Below are 20043 nucleotides of genomic sequence, written 5' to 3'. Positions count from 1 at the left end.
AATCTATTCCTGATTTTTAGCTGCAGAATCAGATAATTTTTGACAGAATTCTTTTGGTGTAATATTACCATATGCCAGTTCCGGAAGTTCTGTAGAAAATGTATCGATTGCATTCTGATACCAATATGCCTGGTTCTGCCCATATGTTAATTTAGCTTTATTCTGAATCTCCAGAACCTGAGCCATCAGTGGATCTTTTTCGCTTAAATCAGAAGGAATGTCCAGATTGTTGGATACCGGCTGAAGCCCCGTCATCTCCAGTGCTTTAATCTGATTTTCAGGACTTGTCTCAAACTTTAAAAATGCTACTGCAGCTTCGATTTTATCTTTGTCCTTTGCTCCCACCATATCTCCTGGTGTTGGAACCATTTCCATACCATCACCCGGCATCAGCATAATTCCAACTTTGTCATAGAAGCCTTCCGGAGCCTTTTCTGTCTGGGAAAAGTCAGGAATCATCCATGGACCATTGGGGAACATCGCTACTTCTCCATTGAAGAAATGAGTTGCCATTGGATCATATTTTCCACCTATCGCATCGGCAGTGGTGTAATTCTCAAACATTTTTTGAATGTTTTCTGCTGCTTTTTCTACTTCCGGCGTATTAAAATCAGTAGGATAAAGTGTATTCATCCATTTATTTCCCGCATCTCCATCTGTGCCTATCAATGCGCTCATCCAGAGATTTGTAAGCCATCCGCTGTCTGCGGTATCCATGCCAAGAGGTGTAATATCAGCTGCTTTGAGCTTATCGCAGGCTTTAAAAAATTCATCCCAATTTGCAAAAGATGTTTCCGGAACTTCAACTCCTGCTTTTTCAAATAATTCCTTATTATAATAGATATAAGAGATTTCCTTAGAAACCGGCACTCCGTAGATTTTACCGTCTACTGTATTAAAGTTCAGGGATGTTTCATCAAACAGTGCCTTCCACTCCGGATCTGCTTCAAAATAAGGTGTTAAATCTGTAACTTTTCCTGACTTTGCAGCCAGCTCTGTAATATTATTTCCTCCGTTGAATACAATATCCGGGAGGTCACCGCTGGATATCAGCAGCTTAATCTTTTGATTATAAGCATCTGTTGTGGGAATCTCTTCAAAATTAAACTCTACATTTTTACCGGCATCGGTCTTTTTGAATTCCTCAAATAAATATTTGTAATATTCAGCTGCATAATCCGTACCAACATGGTAGTTGATTACATTTAACTCTACTTTTTTACCTTCTTCGCCTGATGCATCCCCACTGCCGTCATCCGATGCCTGTCCCTCTGTTGCAGCATCTGTTGTCTTACCTTCCGTCGTCTGTCCATCAGTTGTCTTCTCATCTGCTTTACCTGCTGTCTCACTATTTCCCCCACATGCAGTAAGCCCGAAAACCATGATACCTGCCAATGCTGTAGCAATCACTCTTTTTGTTAATTTTCTTTTCATATGAATCCTCCTTGTCATCTTATGGCTAAATTATAACTTTAAATTACAAAATAGTGAATAAAATATAAGATTCATGACTTGAACTTTCAGATCCCATTCCCGCCATATTTTTTTCACAATTCATAATTTTGACAAAAACTATGAAAATTTTGACCTTTTCTTTAAAAATCCGGTCATCCTGCTGAAACTTATTGATACCCTTCTTTAAATATGGCATAATTCCTATTATTATCACAGAACCTGAATAACGCTTTTTAAGGAGATGGCATATGTCCAAAGAAGGAACTGTTACCAGCAAAACGCTGTCCTTGCGTACATTTATCACCGTGATCATTTCACTGACGATTACTGTAATACTGGTGTTATCGATTTTGTTCTTTTATAAAGGAACGTCTTATATTCTAATCAATGAATATGAGCAGTCCATTACGGCTCAGCTAAGCCAGGTAAACCAACAGATAAGTGAACAGATCGATGCACTGGATTCCATTATTCCCATGTTTCTTTCCAATTCACTGATATCAAACACACTGGAATCCATCAACTATAATTCGGTAACCTACGACAGCAAAATCAGCATTGAAAAACAAATGTCCCACACCTATTACAGTACCTCGCTGTCCAGCAAAAATTTTATAAACGGGATCCACATATTCAGCGATGACGGTACGGAATTTTACATTCCCACCTCCGGCAAATCGGAGCGGGATATTGACCTGAACCAGAAACTGCTGGATAATATAGATCCCTCCGACCCCGGACTGATCTGTATGTCACTCTACTCCGAATATAAAAGTATCTTTTTTGCCAGAAACATATTCAGCAGCAATACCGGCAGGCATATAGGCATCTTTATAGTAGACGTTGCTCCTGTGAACTGGATTCAGTTCTGTGCCAAAGGGCTGGATCCCTCATGGTTCATTTATTTATATAATAATGAAATGAGCATACTTTCCAATGAAGATATGGAAGTCCAAAGCGCACAGCTGCTAACACAGATCGCTCCCCAGAATTCCACCGTTTCCTTCCAGGAGCTAACCCTTTCGGGAGAACCCTATTTTGTGGCAGCCCAGGAATTACAGGGACTGCATATCACTTCAGCCGTTGCTGCACCGAAACTTTTAATGATGAGTGATTTGAACCAGACCTTAAAATCTTACCTGCTTTTAATGTCCGGAATCGTATTAATCGCCCTGGCGGCAGCTGTTGTTCTAAGCCGTGCAGTGACAAGGCCGATTAATAAAATGGTCTTTCATATTAATGAAATTTCCCAGGGACGCCAGGACAGCCTGCCACCGCTTAAGATGCATTATGAGTTTCAAATATGGATGAACGCATTCAATGAAATGTTGAAAAAGCTGGACATCTCTTATAATGATAATTTCCAGAAGCAGCTGCTTCTAAAAAATGCTGAGATCCAGGCTCTGCAGTCCCAGATGGATCCCCATTTCCTGTTTAATGTGTTAAATACCATTGCCTGGAAAGCCCAGATGAGCGATAATGAAGAGATCTATGATATGATTATCTCCCTCGGGGAACTGCTCAGAATCAACACCATATCAAAAGAATCTGCCTACACTCTGCTGGAGCAGGAAATGAAATATGTGAAATTCTATATCTACCTGCAGCAGATGCGGTTTGAGGATAAAATTTCCTTTGATATCCAGGTACCCGATTCTCTCATGCAATGTAAGATACCCGGCTTTTGCATACAGCCTCTGGTGGAAAACGCAATCGTACATGGGCTGGAGCCAAAGAAAGGGAATGGAAAGTTATCCATCAATATTATTGAAACAAAACGGTATATGGAAATATCCATCAATGATAATGGCATTGGATTTGAAACCATTCCTGATATACGGCAGATTGCTTCCAAGAACGATGGATCCCATACCCATGTGGGGCTTAAAAATCTGGATAAACGCCTGGAGCTCTTATATGGGGAAGAGTCGAGATTACATATTCTGAGTACGCCAAATGTATGTACTTCCATATCTTTTCGCATTCCAATTCATACGGATATACCGGAATTATAATGCCAGGCTTTAACAGAAATTGCTTAGATTCAGAAATATTTTAACTGCCAGAACGCTGCATAGTCATATCTGACAGTAAAAAAGGAGATGAAGTTATGATATTTCAACTATTAATTGTGGATGATGAATCCACCATGAGAAAAGGCATTTCTAATTTTATGAACTGGGAATCCATAGGATGTGAAGTTGCAGGAACTGCCAGTGACGGCATAGAAGCCATAGATTTTATCAAAAAAAATCACGTGGACATTGTGATAACCGACATTCGAATGCCGGTCTCAGACGGGCTTGAGGTAGCAAAATATGTATACGAAAATATGCCTGATGTACAGGTCATCCTGTTGACTGGCTTTGCAGACTTTGAATATGCCCAAAGGGCAATCCATTACAATGTCTCTGCATTTATCCTGAAACCCACCAATAAAAAGGATCTATTTGAAGCAGTCCAGTCGGCACAGAAAAAAATGCTCACATCCAAAAAAAATAATTCTGCTGCAGAGGAAGATCTGACTTTTTTAAAGGAACAATTGCTTCAGGAACTGACCGTGTCACTCCTGACTCCTTCACTGGAACAGAGAATTGATCAGTATGGAATATGTCTGGAACAATACTATATTGCAGCTTTTCAGATTACCCCTCCAAATCCTGATATCTCCTCCTTTAAAAAACTAATCTTATCTGAACGTGCCTATTGCTTCCGCTACAACCACCTGGTTATCGTTGTCTACTACCAGGCAAAGAGCGGCAATCAGGTTCCCGGATGGATTCTGGATAATTGTTCGGAAATAGCTGCTATCACCCATACCTTGGATTCCAGCCAGGCTGCCATCGGTATCAGCCGCAGTCATGATACTGCCGCAGAATTCAGTACTGCCGTATCGGAAGCGATCTACGCACTCTCTCTGGCATTCTATACCGAAAATAATATTGCACGTTTTACCCAGACAGCAAGTCCTGATGATTACGACATTAACGCTGAGAATTCTATGGATTTGCTCCAGCTGGAAAACACCCTGAATCAGTTTAGCTTTGATGAATCCCGCAACATTATTCACAACCTTTTTACAAAGTTCAAGCGAAACCTGGTGAAATCCAGAGATGCCAAGAATATCTGCTCCCAGATTTACTATATCTGTTCCAGAGTATCCCTAAAAAGGGGCATTACGCCCTGCGGCGCGGAATACCTGACGGGAATATATAATTCCAACGATATTTTCACCCTGGAAACTTCCATGCTGGAAATGCTGGATACTACCATAAGCCACTTAACCGGAAGCAGAACTTCTCAGAATAAGATTGTGGAGGATACCATCAAGTACATCCACAGCCATTTATCGGAATCCCTTTCTTTAGAAACGATAGCGGAAAACTTACATATATCTCCTTCCCATTTAAGCAGAACATTTCGAAAGTCATACAGTGAACCGCTTACGGAATATATCAACAAAACAAGAATTGAAAAAGCAAAAGAATATCTGATCAATCCGGGTACCCTCTCATATGAGGTTGCCGGACTGGTAGGCTATAATGATCCCACCTATTTTTCATCTATCTTCAAAAAATATACCGGGACAAGCCCCACAGAATTTAAACATCAGTACCGTTATAAACGAAACTGATGTTGATTTACCCCGGAAACGGCAGGCACAGCAAGCTGTACAGACTATTTCCGGGGCAGTTTACCTATCCCGGTTCAGCTGTCGCCGGGATTTTCCATCTCAATCTTTGACTTCACATTTTTAGCCCCGTTAATCTCCAGCACAACCTGGATCTTTCCCGCCTGATACTCTGTAAGCGGATATACAAGGGGCTCCTTTAAATTACTCACATCAATTATTTCTTCTTTCTCATCCTGAATAATATGCATGAGCAGCTGACCCTCTTCACAGCTGATCTGGGCGTGCAGCACTGCCTGATTATCATCAATCCGGAATTTTGCACTTTTGCGGAATCCCTCCGATGCATATTTAAAGCTTAAGTTCCAGTCATCTCCCCATTTATTTTCAATGGATGCCATGATAATACCAGTATTCCAGGTGTTTTTATCCAGGAAATCATCTGTGGTGAATGCAAGGACGACAAAGGAAATAAAACATCCAATCATCAGGATTCCTGACAGAATAGCCGCTATCATAAATCCAAAGCCTTTACTTGATTTCTGCACTGCCATTTCCTCCTGACGTCCCGGGTTTTCTTCCCCGCAGTTTTCACAATATCTGGCTGACGCCTTGATCCGATATCCGCAATACCTGCACAAAATCCTGTTTTCCCCCCTGGTAATCATATAGATAATTATTCCTAATATGGGAGTTGCAATGAACACGATGATCATCCAAAGCAGTCCATTCTCTCCTCTTTTTGCACAATCCCGGTAGATCCAGATACAGATGCACACATAGACCAGAAGAGCACATAGAAGCCCTACAATCAAAAGGCCGGCTGCAAGTAAACTAATGCCTCCTATCCCTTCTTTCATTCCCCATGCTGCGGCCCGTATCACAATTGCTGCAAATAAAACCACAATCCCAATGATCATATACTTTTTCTTTTTATCAGAAGTCATGACTTGTTCCCTCCTTTTTCAAATACCAGAACCATCTTTTCTTTTAAATCACAAAACCACATACCTGCAGCTGTGAGCGCCACACCTGCTATTGCCATGTAGATGCAGATACTCATAACCAGCTTTGCCAGTAACACGCTTGGAATCAGATAGTACCCCAGAAAAGCCAGCATGCCAAATAGCAGTCCATTTAATAGCATGGGAAGATACCACAGTGATATGGTTCTGGCGCCGGAAGGCTCTTTTAGATATGCTTCTTTTTCCCGGATCTGCCTCATCAGGATTTTATTGAGATTCTCATCCGGTGTTTCATAAGAAGCCATGGCATTTTTAATCCCTTGTCCCAAAGGGTCATCTAACTGCGGCTCTTGATTATCCCGGATTTCATATTCCTGGCTATTATCCTGGCTACGATTATCCTGGCTATTATTATCCTTCATATTCATATCCCTGTTCCTCCAATCTTTTCTTAATGATACTGCGGGCTTTATGCAGCCTGCTCTTTATAGTACCGACGGGTTTTTTCATAATCTTACTGATCTCCTCCAGTGAAACATCACAGGTATAATAGAGAATAACCGGTATCCGGAATTTCTCCGGCAGCTCCTCCATGATCCTTCTCAGCACTCCATCTCTGATTCGTGCCAGTACTTCACTTTCCAGATCAACCTGGCCAGCCGCCAGATTTTCATTGTCATCATCAAGGGAAACACTTGGTGCAATCCGGCTGTGCCTTGCCATTTTACGGACCTCATTCATCCACAGTCCATTTGTAATAGAAAACAAAAATGCTTTCGGATTTCCATCCCGGTTCAATTCCATGGAAAGTTCCAGAACTTTTAAAAAAGTCTTTTGATATAAATCCTCCGCATCTGACCTGTTTCTGCATAGTTTGGAACAAAACCGGTATATATCCGTTCCATATTGTTCAATTAAAACCTCTACCTGATCTGCAAGCACATCCACACCTCCTTTTTACCCTGCTATTATATAATCGTCACAACTCTTTTAGAGGTTCATTTATTTTCATAAATATTTTCATAAATTCAGCCCCGGATATCTTCTGCTGTTCCAAAACTCCTTGGAACAGCAGAAAAACCGGGGCTTTCATCTGCAATAACATAACTGCTGCTTTGTCTCTGTATTATCTGTATTATCTGTATCATCTGTATCATCTGAATTATCTTTATTCTCTGTATTCTCTGTATCTTCCTGTCAGCTTCAGCTGCTCTGGTTCGGGATATAAGTTCGTATCCTGCCCACGAATTCCGAAAAATTCTGTGTCTGCAGCACGACTCTTCCAGGTCCTGTGAGCCTTGTAATAAACAGGCCTTCCCCACCCAGGAAAATATTCATACCGCCGCGCATCATTTCCACCTCATACCGCACTGTGTTCTCAAATGCCACTAAATTGCCGGTATCAACCTTAAGAACTTCGCCTGGTGCCAGCACCTTTTCCACCTTATTACCGTCCACTTCTAAAAATGCCATGCCATTTCCGGACATTTCCTGCAGGATAAATCCTTCGCCGCCAAAGAAACCGGCTGACATTTTTTTCGTAAAGACAGCTTTGACATCCACCACGTTCTGTGCGCACAAAAATGCACCCTTTTGGCAGATCAGGCTTCCATATGTACTTAAATCCACAGGCAGGATTTCTCCCGGAACCGTAGCCGAGAACCCTATGGTGACGCCATCCTGCATGGCAGAATAAGTGGTCATAAAAAAGGACTCCCCGGAAAACATCCGTCCCAATCCTTTCATAATCCCTCCACGGGCATTTGTAGACATCTCAATTCCTTCGCTCATCCAGGACATGCCGCCTGACTGGGTATAAATTGCTTCTCCCTGTCTGAGGCGCATTTCAACTGCCGGCATAACCTCTCCTATCAATCTGTATTCCATACCTTTGACCTCCTTATATAATATAAAATTGCAGTTATCTTCTCTATCTTCTCTTTCCCAACCAGTTTACCATGTCCGGATATAAATTTCCATAAAAATAAGAGCTCCTCCCCAGATTCATTCGGGGGAGCAGCTCTCACTTATCTTCTACTCAGAGCGTGTTATCAAACTGTCTTCTGACAGCTTTACGCCACACTTTATGGAATATTAACAGCTTTTTTTATCCACTGCCGCCTGGAAGCATGCGGTCAGCTCCGCATTATCCGGCAGAATACTCTCGTATTTCACTTCGCCGTCCACACAGATCGTCGGTACATTCTTAGCACCTAATTTCATCATACAGGCAACGCCCTCTTTTTCTTTGATCTTATGCTCGATAATCTTTACTTTATCACCAAGTGGTGCAGCTGCAGTATAAACTGCTTCCATATTGTACTGACATGCAGCACAGGATTCAGAATCCAGTGTAATACAGTCTATAATAACCTGTTTTTCACTTGCATAAACCGGTAATTCATAGTCTACGCCAGCCATAACGTCTTCGCCTTCAAAAATCTCTTCAATATTGCCGTGCACAGTGCTGGTAACAGCCTGAACGTTGGCAACCGGGGTTGCATAAGGCATATCACAGCCAGGAGCCAGAATGTATCCTTTTTTGCCACCGATATTCATACAGTTTGTAGCATCCCGCACGTTGTCATAAGGAGTACCAAACAGCATGGTCAGCGTCAGCTTGATATTTCCTCCAACTGATACATTGTATGGTTTACAGGTTTCCACTACGTACTCCAACGGAATATTCTCGTCAATGGAGATGTTGTCGCAATGGGTCTGGCACATCGCTTCAATATTACGTTTTGCATTTCCGCATACGAAGAAGGAGCCTAATTTTCCTCTTTCACGGATATAATCAAATACAGGAGTTACATAAGGCGTTACAAATTCTTCGAAGTTATCCGGAGAAATCTGGGATGTCATAGGATCTACGATTGCCACGATATCCACACCAGCGTCAATATACATTTTAGCAGTATTGATTGCTACCTTCTGGCAGAATTCCATCAATTCTTCCACTTCTTCCGGTTCATCTAACATATCATAAAAGATGTCGGTTCCTTTTAAATGAAGTGCCAGGGTAAACGGACCTGTGATTAATCCGTAAACTGCACATTTATCACCAATTGCTTCCACAATACGTCTTGTGGCATCCATCGCTATAGGGAAACGTCCGTCTTCCTCTGTAGGAATCTTCAAATCTTCCAAGGTCTTACCCTGCTCTAAGATATGGCTGGATACTGCCGGAGGGTTATCTTTTGCATACGTCAGGTTACATCCCATTGCTTCTGCTTCCAGCTGAAGGTCAAATAACGCGGGAATGCCATCCGGCTGATACAATTCTACTGCTTTTAATACACCATTTACGATATGGTCTGCGCTTTTAAAAAACTCCTCACAATTTACATCTATCAGACTTGCTGCATGGCATCCTACAAAAGGAACCCAGGGTATACGGTCAACTTCTTCGCACTTCATCGCACGAAATACTAATTCTCTTGAATTCATTCTATTCATTCTCCTTTTTGTTATTTATTGTCTACTGTTCCATTATACCGTCTGTCAGAATGTATTTGAAAATCCTTTCTGACAGTTGTGCGCTTCATACGCTCTGATGCCGCCTGCGGATTAACGGCATCAACCATACACTCATTATATCAGCATGTCAAAATATTTTTTGAAATAATCATAGTAATTTGGTAATTATTTTAGTAAAAACACTCCATCAGTTCTTCTTTTGTAATATTGCCAAAATACTTTACAAGAGGTGTGTGGTCCAAAATTCCTTCCACCGCCTCCCGCCTGTATTCCAAACCCCTTAGCTGATCTTCAAGATCAGAGGCCGGACAGAGTGCAAGGAAATCACCGCTGATTTTACATTCGGTAATCCTGCCCTTCTTTATCAGCATCTCCACCGTCACTTTTCCATTTGTAAACCGCTTTTCTTTTCTGTGGTTAAACATAGGGGACCTGCCGTAATTCCAATCCCTGGAGACATATTTATGAAGTGCCAGTTCTTCCGCAGCGGCAATGATCTCCGGTGTAATTGTTACCCTTGTGATCCCTCCTGCTTCCTTTTCAAAATATGTGCGCAGGTAATCCCGAAATTCCAGTACGCTCATCCGGGGATCATTCAGGTAGTCCCTTATATTTCCAATCCTGCTTCTCACCGACTTCACACCTTTTGAAGATAACTTGTCCTGACTGACCTTTAAGAGTTCCCCTGCCATGGCAAGATCTGCATCAAATAAAAGCGTACCATGATGAAGTATCCGGTTTCGATGCTGAGCCTGGGCATTGCCGGATATCTTTTTCCCATCTGCGGTAATATCGTTTCTGCCGCTTTTCACAGCCGGAATTCCCAATGCCTGCAATGCATGAATGACTGGGTTCAGAAATCTCTCATAGGATATATCCACTTCCTCATTCGCAGTGGTAATGAATGAAAAGTTCAGATTCCCCAGATCGTGGAAGACGGCTCCGCCTCCGGTATTTCTGCGCACTACTTTTGTGCCGTGCTTCTCTACTGCTTCTTCATTTATTTCTTCCAGAGTATTCTGGTGCTTGCCAATGATGATGCTGTTTTCATTCTGCCATAACATCAGAATGTCAGCATCCGGATTCCCTGCTATGTTTTGATAAAACAAATACTCTTCCAACGCCAGATTTTTATAGGGGTCTGTAAATGGACTTTCCACATACAACATCCCATTTCCTAACTGCCTGGTATCATTATTCATATATCTCACACGCTTCCATACAGGTTGATTTCCAGGTATCTTCCAGTCTCTCTTCAAATTCCTCCGGTCCATTGCCGATGACTACCAGTTTTGTATGCGTGATCACATCCCTTTTACCGGCTTTAAAAGGTTTTATGTCCAGATAATCCCCTACGGAATCTACCTGGATCCATCCCTCCTGCGTTTCTGCGATACCTTTGATCCGCAATGCCAGGGGCTGCATTTCCTTCACGAACTGCTCTAAAGCTGTCTTATTTACTTGTGTCCCGCATTCCAGGGAATAAGTAGCCGGCCGATTCCATGGCTGATTACTGGTCTCACCCACATATCCGTTATCAATCAGTTTTTCATCCAGTAGCCCCAGCGGGACCTGTGCAAACATCGTTTCATACAAGTATGCTTCCGGATTTAATTCATGGATTTTCTCTTTTATTTTTTCAATGGTCACCTGGTTCACCAGGTCCACTTTATTAATCACAATAAAATTACTGGTTGCAATCTGGTTCTGCACCGGTGCCAATACCTGCACATGCCTAAGAAACGTAACACTGTCCGTAATGCAGACTGCTCCACGGTACTGATAGGGGCGGAATTTAGAATCTTCCCTGGAATGGCTCACCATACTTTCCATCTCCTGCAACAGTAAATGCATATTGGAAGGATCCGCCATTCCTGAATTCTCTATGAGCAGGATATCAATTTCTTCCTTAGAAAATCCAATGAGCGTCTTTACAAATCCCCCTTTTAAGCAGGCACAGAAAATAGAGCCGTTGTTGATCTCTACTAATTGAATGCCCTCTTTTTCTACCAGCATGCCATCAATTCCCAGGCTCCCAAATTCATTAATAATGACTCCAATCTTCTTATCCGGCAATGCCTGCAGGAGTTTCTGCAAAAAGGTTGTCTTTCCCGCCCCCAGAAATCCTGATATCAGATATAAATCAATCTCTTTTTTCATTCCTGCTCCTTTCCATCCTCGATATAGCCCAGTATCTCCTGGAATGCAAACTCTTCTTCATCTTCGATACAAATCTCACACAGGATACCGCTGCAGGGTGCCGTAAATTCCAACGCCTTTTTTTCAACTTCTCCCTCGCATACAGTCTCCCCTTCTTCAACTGCTTCCCCTACCTCTTTCAGCCAGGTCAGCGTACCCGTTTTAAAAGTCAGGTTCACCGGGCGGTCCTGACACGGACATGGGTGCACCGGATCCTTTTTTGGCATTGCCTTTTTCGGTACGGTTATTTCAATTCTTGACATAATATCCTCCTGGAACGTGTATTAAAATTGATTGATAACAACTGCGCCACACTTTGTTAGAGATAAGTACCAAATGAAGAGCACACAGCGGGCTATGTAACCTGAATTTGGTGCTAATATACCGCGAAGCGGGGTGTGCAGATGGCTGGAATGCCTACTCAAAATATGGACAGGCTTTTCCCTTACACTCTTTATTGTTTTTATAGTATTTGCAAGTAACCTTTTCCGGCTTTTCAAGTTCAATCCCAAGGTACTCCCGGATACTTTCCGCCGCACTTTCTAAAGCAAGGTAAGTATTCCGCTTGCAGCATCTGGGTCCGTCCACACCGGAGATAGCAAGAAGAGCCTTGCCTACTCCATGGTTGGTCCATGCCCAGGTTCCCTTAGACAGTGGTGTTGTCTGGGTATAAATGCTCAGGAAGATTCCCACTCCCACTGCAGCACCGCAGGAGCCATAGAGACCGCAAAACCCGCCAAGTACATTTTTAGCTCTGGACAGCGCTTCCCTTAAATCCTCTTTAAGAATCTCTGTCTCATCCCCTTCTTCCTTATGGCAGGCGGTTAAAAGCACCCCCGGCATGAGATAGTGGTGGGGCGGGCAGTGCATGGGAAGTCCATCAAGATCCATCAGTTCTTCCGCCAGCTCCCAGATTGTCTTGTTTTCATCTGATTCATAATATGTAATTAGTTTCTCAGTCATCTTATCATAATAAATATCTAATTCACTGTAATTTCCCATATACTTTACCCTTTGCATATAGCACGCGTACTGCTATGCTGCCCTTTCTGTATTTATTATAAACTCACTGTCCTGATTAAAAAAGTAAAAAACCTGGATTATTGGGAAAATTTTTAGATTTAAGATAAATTTAAAACAGAAAAGCTGATTATCTGCTCTTTGCTGAATACCTGCCCTCGATGCGAATACAGGAAATAGAACAGGTCAAACTTTTTAGCAGTCAGATATATCTCTTGTCCTTTGTTATTCGTAAAGATTCTAGTAAATGGGTCTATGGAAAACTCATGGCTTTGCTCTGTAAGAATAGAGGGAACACAGATTAAATTTTCAGACAAACAAATTATTTTAGTAATTGAGATGTGTTTTCACATCTAATCAACGAAACACCGTACGGTGTAAACGATAATTCCATATCCCATGTTTCTACTCCCTTTTCAATAGCATTGCTCATTGCATTATACACTTCTCTGTAGTGTGTGCTTTTTTGATGTGATTTGGGGCAAGTGATTTTGTATTGGTAAACAGTCAACAAAATTGCTCTCTCTTGTTCTTTTAATAAATTGGCTAACGCATTAATGTGTTTTGTAAAACGCTCTGTAGATGAAAAAGGTGTAATTGGCTTCGTTTTGATACCTGTTCCATATTTTGCATGAATTGTAGTTAATGGTGTTTTAACTTCAATGTATGTATTATCAACAAGAATATCTAATTTGGAATTTCCAAGAGGAACTTCACGTTTTATATTTTCATATCCAGAAATCATATTGCCTAATTGATGAGTGATTAAAAAATATTCCACTAACTTGTTTGATAAAATTTGATTTATACCTATCCAGTTCTTTTCTTTTGTATCAAGTTCATCACAAGAAATTGCTTCCACAGTATATAGTAATTTCCTTTTAGTATTATTACTTTGAGATACTAAACAAGAAATGTTTTTTACATCTATATCACCGATACGCCCTGTTGTCGGACAATGACATTTCACAATCTTATCATCTAATAAAACATCCATTGTAAACTGACTGTTTCGTTTCAAAATTATTCCTTCTTGAAGTGGAGTGGTAAATGAATACATTAGCGTCCTTCTGGTTTATCAATCCATTTTCCTGATAAATGCTCTATATTTAATTCAAAGGCAAATATATTATTAAGGGCATGTGGTATTCCCTGCTTCGCATTTTCCCATGCAATTTCTGGAACAAATTTTTCTACAAGTTTTTCTAAGACCATTTTTCGTTTTTCATTAACCTCATTGGCTGTACCAAAAAAAATCACACTTTGGCTTTTTATTCCATCTTCTGTTTCTATAACCGTGAAACATATTTTAGGATTATTCTTCAAAGCATCAACTTTATGTCCACCTGCTGAACTGCAATGAAAATATAAAGAATTTTCCAACATGATATAATGAACAGGTACTCCATAAGGATAGCCATTTTCTCCAATAACAGAAAGAACACCAAACTTTCCTCTTTTGAGGATTGCCTTTGCTTCTTCACTACTCAAAACCCTATCTTGACGTCTTAAATCTTTAAACATCTTTTTATCCTCCATTTGACATATAATTAAAAATATAATATAGTAAGTGCAACATTTGTTGCACTTGGATTATATCTAAATAAGATGAATTGGTCAAGTTTATAACCTTTAATTGCAACAAAACAGGAGGTATTGTTGCTAATGAAAAAAAATAAAATTTCAGAAACTATGAAAGGATATATTGTAGAAGCATTTCTTTTGATACTGCATAATAAACCGTTTAATGTAATTACAATAGGTGAAATAACAGCAAGAGCAGGGGTAAACCGTTCAACATATTATCGCAATTTCAACTGTAAAGAAGATATTATCAAATTTTTTTATTATCAGATCCTTGAAAATTGTATTTCTAACAAAACTGATAATAATATTGAACAGCATTTAATCAATATTTTTGAACAATTCCTATTATATAAAGATGATTTACTCTGCTTACATAAAAATAGTTTATCGTATTTATTATTGGAATCTCTTAATAATTTTTTTGCTATCCAAAATCCGAATCTCAATCCAACCAATGTAAGAGATAATTTTGAAATATATTATCATACAGGTGGAATATTCAATACTTTTTTATTATGGTTTGACTCTGAAATGAAGATTAATCCCCAATCTTTAGCTAGAAAATCTCTACAAATTTTACCGTCTGATTTTAAACCAATGCTATAACATTAAAATAACATATTTGAAAACATTGTGATATTTTATTCCTAGAAGTCAATCAGGCATTGGGCGATTTGGAATTAAACGGAAACAGTTTGAGAAAATCATAGATAACTTTGGAGAACAGCAATCGGTATATTCATGGAAACTGGTGGCTACGGACAGAGTGCCGAAAGGAAAGCGTGACTGTGTATCTATTCGGGAAAAAGAAGCGGAGATACGCAAAGACCTTGAGGACGGCATAGACGCTGTAGGCAAGAAAATGACGCTGTGCCAGCTTTATGCCAAACAGAACGCCCAGAGGGGCAACGTGAAGAAAAGCACACAGAAACAGCGTGAACAGCTCATGGAGATACTAAAAGCGGACAAACTGGGCGCAAGGAGCATTGACACAATAAAACCGTCAGACGCTAAAGAATGGGCTGTCAGAATGAAAGAGAACGGCTACGCCTATCAGACCATCAACAATTACAAGCGTTCCTTTTCAAAGGCAAAACATGAGAATTTATGAAAAGAAATGTTAAGTATCTACGGATAGCAAAAATGCCTGTAAAGCCTATAGAATAAGGATTTTGGGACATATAAAAAGTTATAAAGAGATAATCAAAATCTTATTTTAGATTCATAGAAATTTTACTAAAAATCCAAAATTATGAAAATATCCCTGCTGCCGGAAACGCTATAATATATGTAGAAACAGCAGATTCCGTTTAGGATCAGGTTTATATACATCCTGACAAACTTAACCCTGCTTACTGATGCAGGAATGAATTTTAAACACACTTATGAATGGAGGAGATTATCATGATTGGAATTGGCATTGACACAGGGGGCACTTATACAGATGCTGTCATCTATGATTTGGAGAACAAACAGATATTAGAAAGCGCAAAATCCCTGACGACAAAAAGCCGCCTGGAAACAGGCATAACAAATGTACTGGAAAAGTTATCACAGACAGCTCTTCAGTCTGCATCGTTTATGGCACTGTCTACAACCCTTGCCACTAATGCCTGCGTGGAAGGCAAAGGCGGACGGGCTAAGCTGGTATTTATCGGGGTGAATCCCGGAACGGTAGATGAGACTTATCTCTCTTACGGGCTGCCTCCCTCCCGGGAAATATATTTTATGGATGGTGATCCGGCTGATGCACTGCGCCCTGAGATAAAGCCGGACTGGGTCAAATTCCGCCAGGATATCCGCACCTGTTTTACCGATTGTGACAGCATAGCCGTGGTGCAGATTCATCCCAAAGACAACGGTGCTGCTTATGAAAAAACGGCTCTTCAGATTATTACGGAGGAACTGGATGTCCCATGTATTACAGGTTACGAACTGTTCCATGACCTTAACGTCCTGCGCAGGGGTGCCAGTGCCCTGTTAAATGCCCGCCTAATGCCGGTAATGAAGGAATTTTTCAAGGCAATCAAAGTTTCACTTGAAAATCTGGGGCTGTCTCTTCCTATCGTAATTGTTAGAAGCGACGGTTCCCTCATGTCCCAGGGATTTGCCTCCACAAGGCCGGTGGAAACGCTGTTATGCGGTCCGGCTGCCAGCGTAATGGGCGGCGTGGAACTGGCGGATGAAGAAAATGCCCTGATCGTGGATATGGGGGGTACGACTTCTGATATCGCCATTGTGAAAAACCATACCCCCGTTACCGTCCGGGAAGGAATCCAGATCGGGATCTATAAAACCTTTGTGAAGGGCCTGTATGTAGATACTTTCGGCCTGGGCGGCGACAGTGCCATCCGCTATGAAAACGGCAGGCTCTATCTGGATACGGAACGGGTTATCCCCCTTTGTACCCTTTCTTCCCAGTTCCCTGGCGTGCTGGCACAGCTGGAAGAATTAAATCAGACGGGCAAGCCCCACAGCCATTTCCTCCACGAGTTCTTTGTATTAATGAAAGAACCCAGGAACAAAAGCAGCTACACACAGGTAGAACTGGACTTTTGCTCTGCTCTGTCAGATGGTCCCCTGATTTTTACAAAAGCGGCCGCCGCCATTCATAAGGATACTTATAACTTCAGTATGAAACGGCTGGAACAGGAAGGAATTGTCATGCGTTCCGGTCTTACTCCAACTGATATTATGCATATCCGAAAGGACTACACGCCCTTTGACCGGAAGGCTTCCGTGCTGGGCGCAGAGTTCATAGCCCGCTCCGTGGAGATTACAGCGGACCGTCTGACCGATAAAGTCTACCATCTGGTAAAAAAGAAACTTTACTGCAACCTTGTACGCATCCTGCTAAGCGACCATAATTCCACAAAGCATAAACACCTGAACCCGGATATGCTGAACAGCCTGATTGAAGAAAGCTACGAAGATGCCGTAACCCATGAAACGTCCAGTTTCTTTTCCACACAGTTTCAGACCCATGCTACGCTGATTGGCGTTGGTGCCCCGATCCACATCTTCTTAGAGGACGTGGCAAAACTGCTGGGCACAAAAGCCGTCATTCCCAGAAATGCAGCCGTAGCAAATGCACTGGGTGCCGTGGTAGGTAATGTATCTGCATCTTACGATGTAGAGATCAAACCACTTTACGACTCATCCGATTTGACCGGTTACCAGGTCTTCACGCGAAGCGGATGCCTGAGCTTTAAAGATTACGATGCCGCCAGGGAAACAGCCATTGAAGAAGCACTGGATGGCGCCAGATCAGAAGCTTACCAGAGAGGGGCTGTAGGACAAATCACAACATCTTACGAAAGCAGCATTTCTGAGGCTGCAATTGGGGAAAACAACTTATTCCTGGGTGAAATGATTGTGGGCCATGCCATAGGCAGAATTATTTCCCTATAACCTTTTAATGATTGTATTTAGTAATTTTTTTCGATAATCCAAAGTTATACCCTTTATATTATATTATCATTTCAGTATGAATTCCATATTTTTTACAAATTTTCTATGTTTTTTTCTAAAAATTTGTTTTGAAATATTCTATACTTTGCTCATGAAAATGAAACGGCGAGTACTGTTACCAGCGTAATCACAGCTGGATAGAGCACCTGAACCGGAACAAATAGAAAGCGGGGTATTTATTATGAATTCTATGGAACGTGTAGTCACTGCATTGCAGCACAAAGAACCAGACCGGGTACCGGTTTATCCCATCATCAGCGGAGCTTCCAGAAGGCTGATCGGTGCATCTTACAAGGACTGGTCCAACGATGCTGATATCTGTGCGGAAGCATTGTTAAAAGCAAAGGAAGAATTTGACCTGGATTGTATCGTAACACTCATTGACCTCTCCATTGAATGTGATGCATGGGGACAGGAACTGGTCTATCCGGAGGACGAAGCGGCACATCCTAATTACAACAACTGTGTCGTTCAGGAAATCGAGGACTATGCCAAGATAAAAAAAGTGGATTACCGTACATCAAAACGTATGATGATGCACATTGATACCTGTAAGAAACTGGTAGAAGCTGCTAACGGCGAATACCCGGTGGTCGCTTTTGTCTTCGGTCCACTGGGAACGCTTTCCATGCTCCGTAACCAGCAGGATATGTATATGGATCTCTATGACGATCCGGATGCCGTACATGACGCTGCGAGGGAAGTAAATGAAACCCTGAAGGATTACTGCAACGCACTTATGGACACCGGAGTCAACGGTATTATGTTCGACACGCTGTTCTCATCCGGGGCAATTATGAGTAAAACCATGTGGATGGAAATGGAAGGGGATCTTGTAAAAGAACTGGCTGATGTGGTTCATGCCAGAGAATGTCTGGTAATGATTCACAACTGCGGACAGAAAATATATTTTGACGCTCAGATAGAAACAATGAATCCCACGGCAATCTCCTTCCTTTATCCGCCGGATGACTGTGCAGATTTTCAGGAATGCAAAGCTAAATATGGCGAGAAAGTTACCCTGATCGGCTGCGTTACTCCTGCAAGTGCGGTTATCGGAACCGATGAGGAGTGGGATCTGGAATGTAAAAACAACATTGATGCCATGGCAAAAGGCGGCGGCTTTATGTTGGCGACCGGCTGTGAATACCCCGCCAATGCCTCATTTGACCGGGCAAGGCGCATGGTAGATATTGCAAAAACTTATGGCCGTTATTGATCTGATCACCGGATTTTTAGGCGCCGGTAAAACTACATTTATTAAATACTATGCCGATTACCTGATCCGCATCGGGGAATCTGTGACAATTATAGAAAACGAATTTGGTGCTGCCGGGGTAGATACCGCTTTTCTCCAGGGCCGGGGGTTAAAAATCAATCAGCTTACAGGTGGCTGTATCTGCTGTTCCCAGAAAGTCAATTTTCATGATATGCTACTGGAACTGTCCCATCAAGGCTGCTCCCATATTATTGTGGAACCCTCTGGCATATATAATATGGACGAATTTTTTGATATTGTGAACAGTCCTGCCGTCCAGTCCTGCTGCAAGGTGGGAAGCATTCTGACCATTGCTGATCCGCATCCTCTGACTGACCTGTCCGAGGAAGCAATGTATATTATGTATTCCCAGCTGTTGAATACCGGAAAGGTAATTTTAAGTAAAACGGGGAATGTAACTCCCGAAGAGATTTTATCTTCTATTGCAGATTTAAATGATCTCATGAAGCATTACAAAAGTGACCGGATATTTGGAACGGACGTCTGTATCAAAAACTGGTCTGATTTTACGGATGATGATTTTGAAAGTTTTCGAAATGTCGGCTGTCAGGCTCACTGGCACGAAGAGAAACGCTTTGACCACAGCCGCCTCTATTCCAGCACTACCCTTGCCGATTTCTGTCAGAATGAGGCAGACCTCCTTCATGCATTGAAACAGATTATGAGTGGGCGCTGTGGCTATATACTCCGCATAAAAGGCTATATTCCCACTCTGGACGGCAATTGTTACGAAGTGAATTGTTCCGCAAACGAATTACTCGTCACTTCCTGCCATCCCCGCGATGCATTGCTGAATATTATTGGAAAAGACATCAACCGTAAAAAAATAAAGGAATATTTTGTCGGAATGCCAAAAGTATCATCTTGACTTTTTCTGAAATAAGTTCTATACTAATTGCGCACGCAAACGGTTATTTGCGTGCGCAATTTTTATCATATAACCTATTCGGTTTAAA

19 protein-coding genes and 1 pseudogene are annotated in these 20043 nt (G+C 41.6%); 7 read left to right on the top strand and 13 right to left on the bottom strand.

What is annotated here, in order from left to right; genetic code table 11:
* Window positions 1-3: 3 nt before the first annotated feature.
* A complete protein-coding gene (locus tag CD03_RS0109085; RefSeq protein ID WP_027293370.1) occupies window positions 4-1434 on the bottom strand; it encodes an ABC transporter substrate-binding protein in 1431 nt (476 codons plus the stop codon).
* Window positions 1435-1703: 269 nt separating this feature from the next.
* On the opposite strand from CD03_RS0109085, the gene CD03_RS0109075 reads away from it, so the two are divergent.
* Window positions 1704-3470, top strand: coding sequence for a sensor histidine kinase (locus CD03_RS0109075; protein ID WP_027293369.1), 1767 nt, complete (start codon window positions 1704-1706; stop codon window positions 3468-3470).
* A 95-nt stretch (window positions 3471-3565) separates the two neighbouring features.
* Window positions 3566-5089: a response regulator gene (locus tag CD03_RS0109070; RefSeq protein ID WP_044289262.1), complete on the top strand. Its 1524-nt coding sequence runs from the start codon at window positions 3566-3568 to the stop codon at window positions 5087-5089.
* A gap of 74 nt (window positions 5090-5163) precedes the next feature.
* On the opposite strand, the gene CD03_RS0109065 is transcribed toward CD03_RS0109070, so the two are convergent.
* The 12 genes from CD03_RS0109065 to CD03_RS0109005 form a co-directional block, all read right to left on the bottom strand.
* Complete coding sequence (locus CD03_RS0109065) at window positions 5164-6033, bottom strand: zinc ribbon domain-containing protein (RefSeq protein ID WP_027293367.1); 870 nt, start codon at window positions 6031-6033, stop codon at window positions 5164-5166.
* Window positions 6030-6479: a hypothetical protein gene (locus tag CD03_RS0109060; RefSeq protein ID WP_027293366.1), complete on the bottom strand. Its 450-nt coding sequence runs from the start codon at window positions 6477-6479 to the stop codon at window positions 6030-6032. Before CD03_RS0109060 ends, CD03_RS0109065 begins: the two co-directional genes overlap by 4 nt.
* A complete protein-coding gene (locus CD03_RS0109055) occupies window positions 6463-6993 on the bottom strand; it encodes an RNA polymerase sigma factor (protein ID WP_027293365.1) in 531 nt (176 codons plus the stop codon). Before CD03_RS0109055 ends, CD03_RS0109060 begins: the two co-directional genes overlap by 17 nt.
* Window positions 6994-7254: 261 nt before the next feature.
* Window positions 7255-7938: a TIGR00266 family protein gene (locus CD03_RS0109045; RefSeq protein ID WP_027293364.1), complete on the bottom strand. Its 684-nt coding sequence runs from the start codon at window positions 7936-7938 to the stop codon at window positions 7255-7257.
* 207 nt (window positions 7939-8145) lie between these two features.
* Window positions 8146-9501 carry a uroporphyrinogen decarboxylase family protein gene (locus tag CD03_RS33000; protein WP_044289261.1) on the bottom strand — a complete coding sequence of 452 codons (1356 nt, stop codon included), beginning with the start codon at window positions 9499-9501 and terminating at the stop codon, window positions 8146-8148.
* Window positions 9502-9701: 200 nt separating this feature from the next.
* Window positions 9702-10733, bottom strand: a complete 1032-nt coding sequence (locus CD03_RS0109030; protein ID WP_242849178.1) for a lipoate--protein ligase — start codon at window positions 10731-10733, stop codon at window positions 9702-9704.
* Window positions 10726-11691, bottom strand: a complete 966-nt coding sequence (locus CD03_RS32995) for a CobW family GTP-binding protein (protein WP_052377742.1) — start codon at window positions 11689-11691, stop codon at window positions 10726-10728. The genes CD03_RS0109030 and CD03_RS32995 overlap by 8 nt, the downstream gene beginning before the upstream one ends.
* Window positions 11688-11993, bottom strand: coding sequence for a biotin/lipoyl-containing protein (locus CD03_RS0109020; protein WP_052377741.1), 306 nt, complete (start codon window positions 11991-11993; stop codon window positions 11688-11690). Before CD03_RS0109020 ends, CD03_RS32995 begins: the two co-directional genes overlap by 4 nt.
* A gap of 154 nt (window positions 11994-12147) precedes the next feature.
* Window positions 12148-12750 carry a DUF5714 domain-containing protein gene (locus CD03_RS32990; RefSeq protein WP_052377740.1) on the bottom strand — a complete coding sequence of 201 codons (603 nt, stop codon included), beginning with the start codon at window positions 12748-12750 and terminating at the stop codon, window positions 12148-12150.
* 101 nt (window positions 12751-12851) lie between these two features.
* Window positions 12852-13067 carry a winged helix-turn-helix domain-containing protein gene (locus CD03_RS37155; RefSeq protein WP_242849072.1) on the bottom strand — a complete coding sequence of 72 codons (216 nt, stop codon included), beginning with the start codon at window positions 13065-13067 and terminating at the stop codon, window positions 12852-12854.
* Window positions 13068-13072: 5 nt separating this feature from the next.
* On the bottom strand, window positions 13073-13810 hold the full coding sequence (locus CD03_RS0109010; protein WP_027293361.1) for a DNA/RNA nuclease SfsA: 738 nt from the start codon (window positions 13808-13810) through the stop codon (window positions 13073-13075).
* On the bottom strand, window positions 13810-14274 hold the full coding sequence (locus CD03_RS0109005; RefSeq protein WP_027293360.1) for a pyridoxamine 5'-phosphate oxidase family protein: 465 nt from the start codon (window positions 14272-14274) through the stop codon (window positions 13810-13812). Before CD03_RS0109005 ends, CD03_RS0109010 begins: the two co-directional genes overlap by 1 nt.
* Window positions 14275-14415: 141 nt before the next feature.
* Between CD03_RS0109005 and CD03_RS0109000 the strand changes: the two genes are divergently transcribed.
* From CD03_RS0109000 to CD03_RS0108980, 5 genes and pseudogenes are all read left to right on the top strand, one after another.
* Window positions 14416-14943, top strand: coding sequence for a TetR/AcrR family transcriptional regulator (locus CD03_RS0109000; RefSeq protein WP_027293359.1), 528 nt, complete (start codon window positions 14416-14418; stop codon window positions 14941-14943).
* A gap of 37 nt (window positions 14944-14980) precedes the next feature.
* Window positions 14981-15418: pseudogene (locus tag CD03_RS32985) on the top strand (integrase DNA-binding domain-containing protein); the annotation flags it as partial.
* A 323-nt stretch (window positions 15419-15741) separates the two neighbouring features.
* Entirely contained in the window at window positions 15742-17748 is a 2007-nt protein-coding gene (locus CD03_RS32980) for a hydantoinase/oxoprolinase family protein (protein ID WP_052377739.1), read from the top strand.
* Between the two features lie 250 nt (window positions 17749-17998).
* On the top strand, window positions 17999-19027 hold the full coding sequence (locus CD03_RS0108985) for a uroporphyrinogen decarboxylase family protein (RefSeq protein WP_242849071.1): 1029 nt from the start codon (window positions 17999-18001) through the stop codon (window positions 19025-19027).
* Complete coding sequence (locus CD03_RS0108980; RefSeq protein WP_156042840.1) at window positions 19002-19955, top strand: GTP-binding protein; 954 nt, start codon at window positions 19002-19004, stop codon at window positions 19953-19955. The genes CD03_RS0108985 and CD03_RS0108980 overlap by 26 nt, the downstream gene beginning before the upstream one ends.
* Window positions 19956-20043: the final 88 nt, after the last annotated feature.

Source organism: Robinsoniella sp. KNHs210, assembly GCF_000686105.1.
Classification (GTDB): Bacteria; Bacillota; Clostridia; order Lachnospirales; family Lachnospiraceae; genus Robinsoniella; species Robinsoniella peoriensis.
This window is presented reverse-complemented; position numbering and strand designations above follow the sequence as displayed.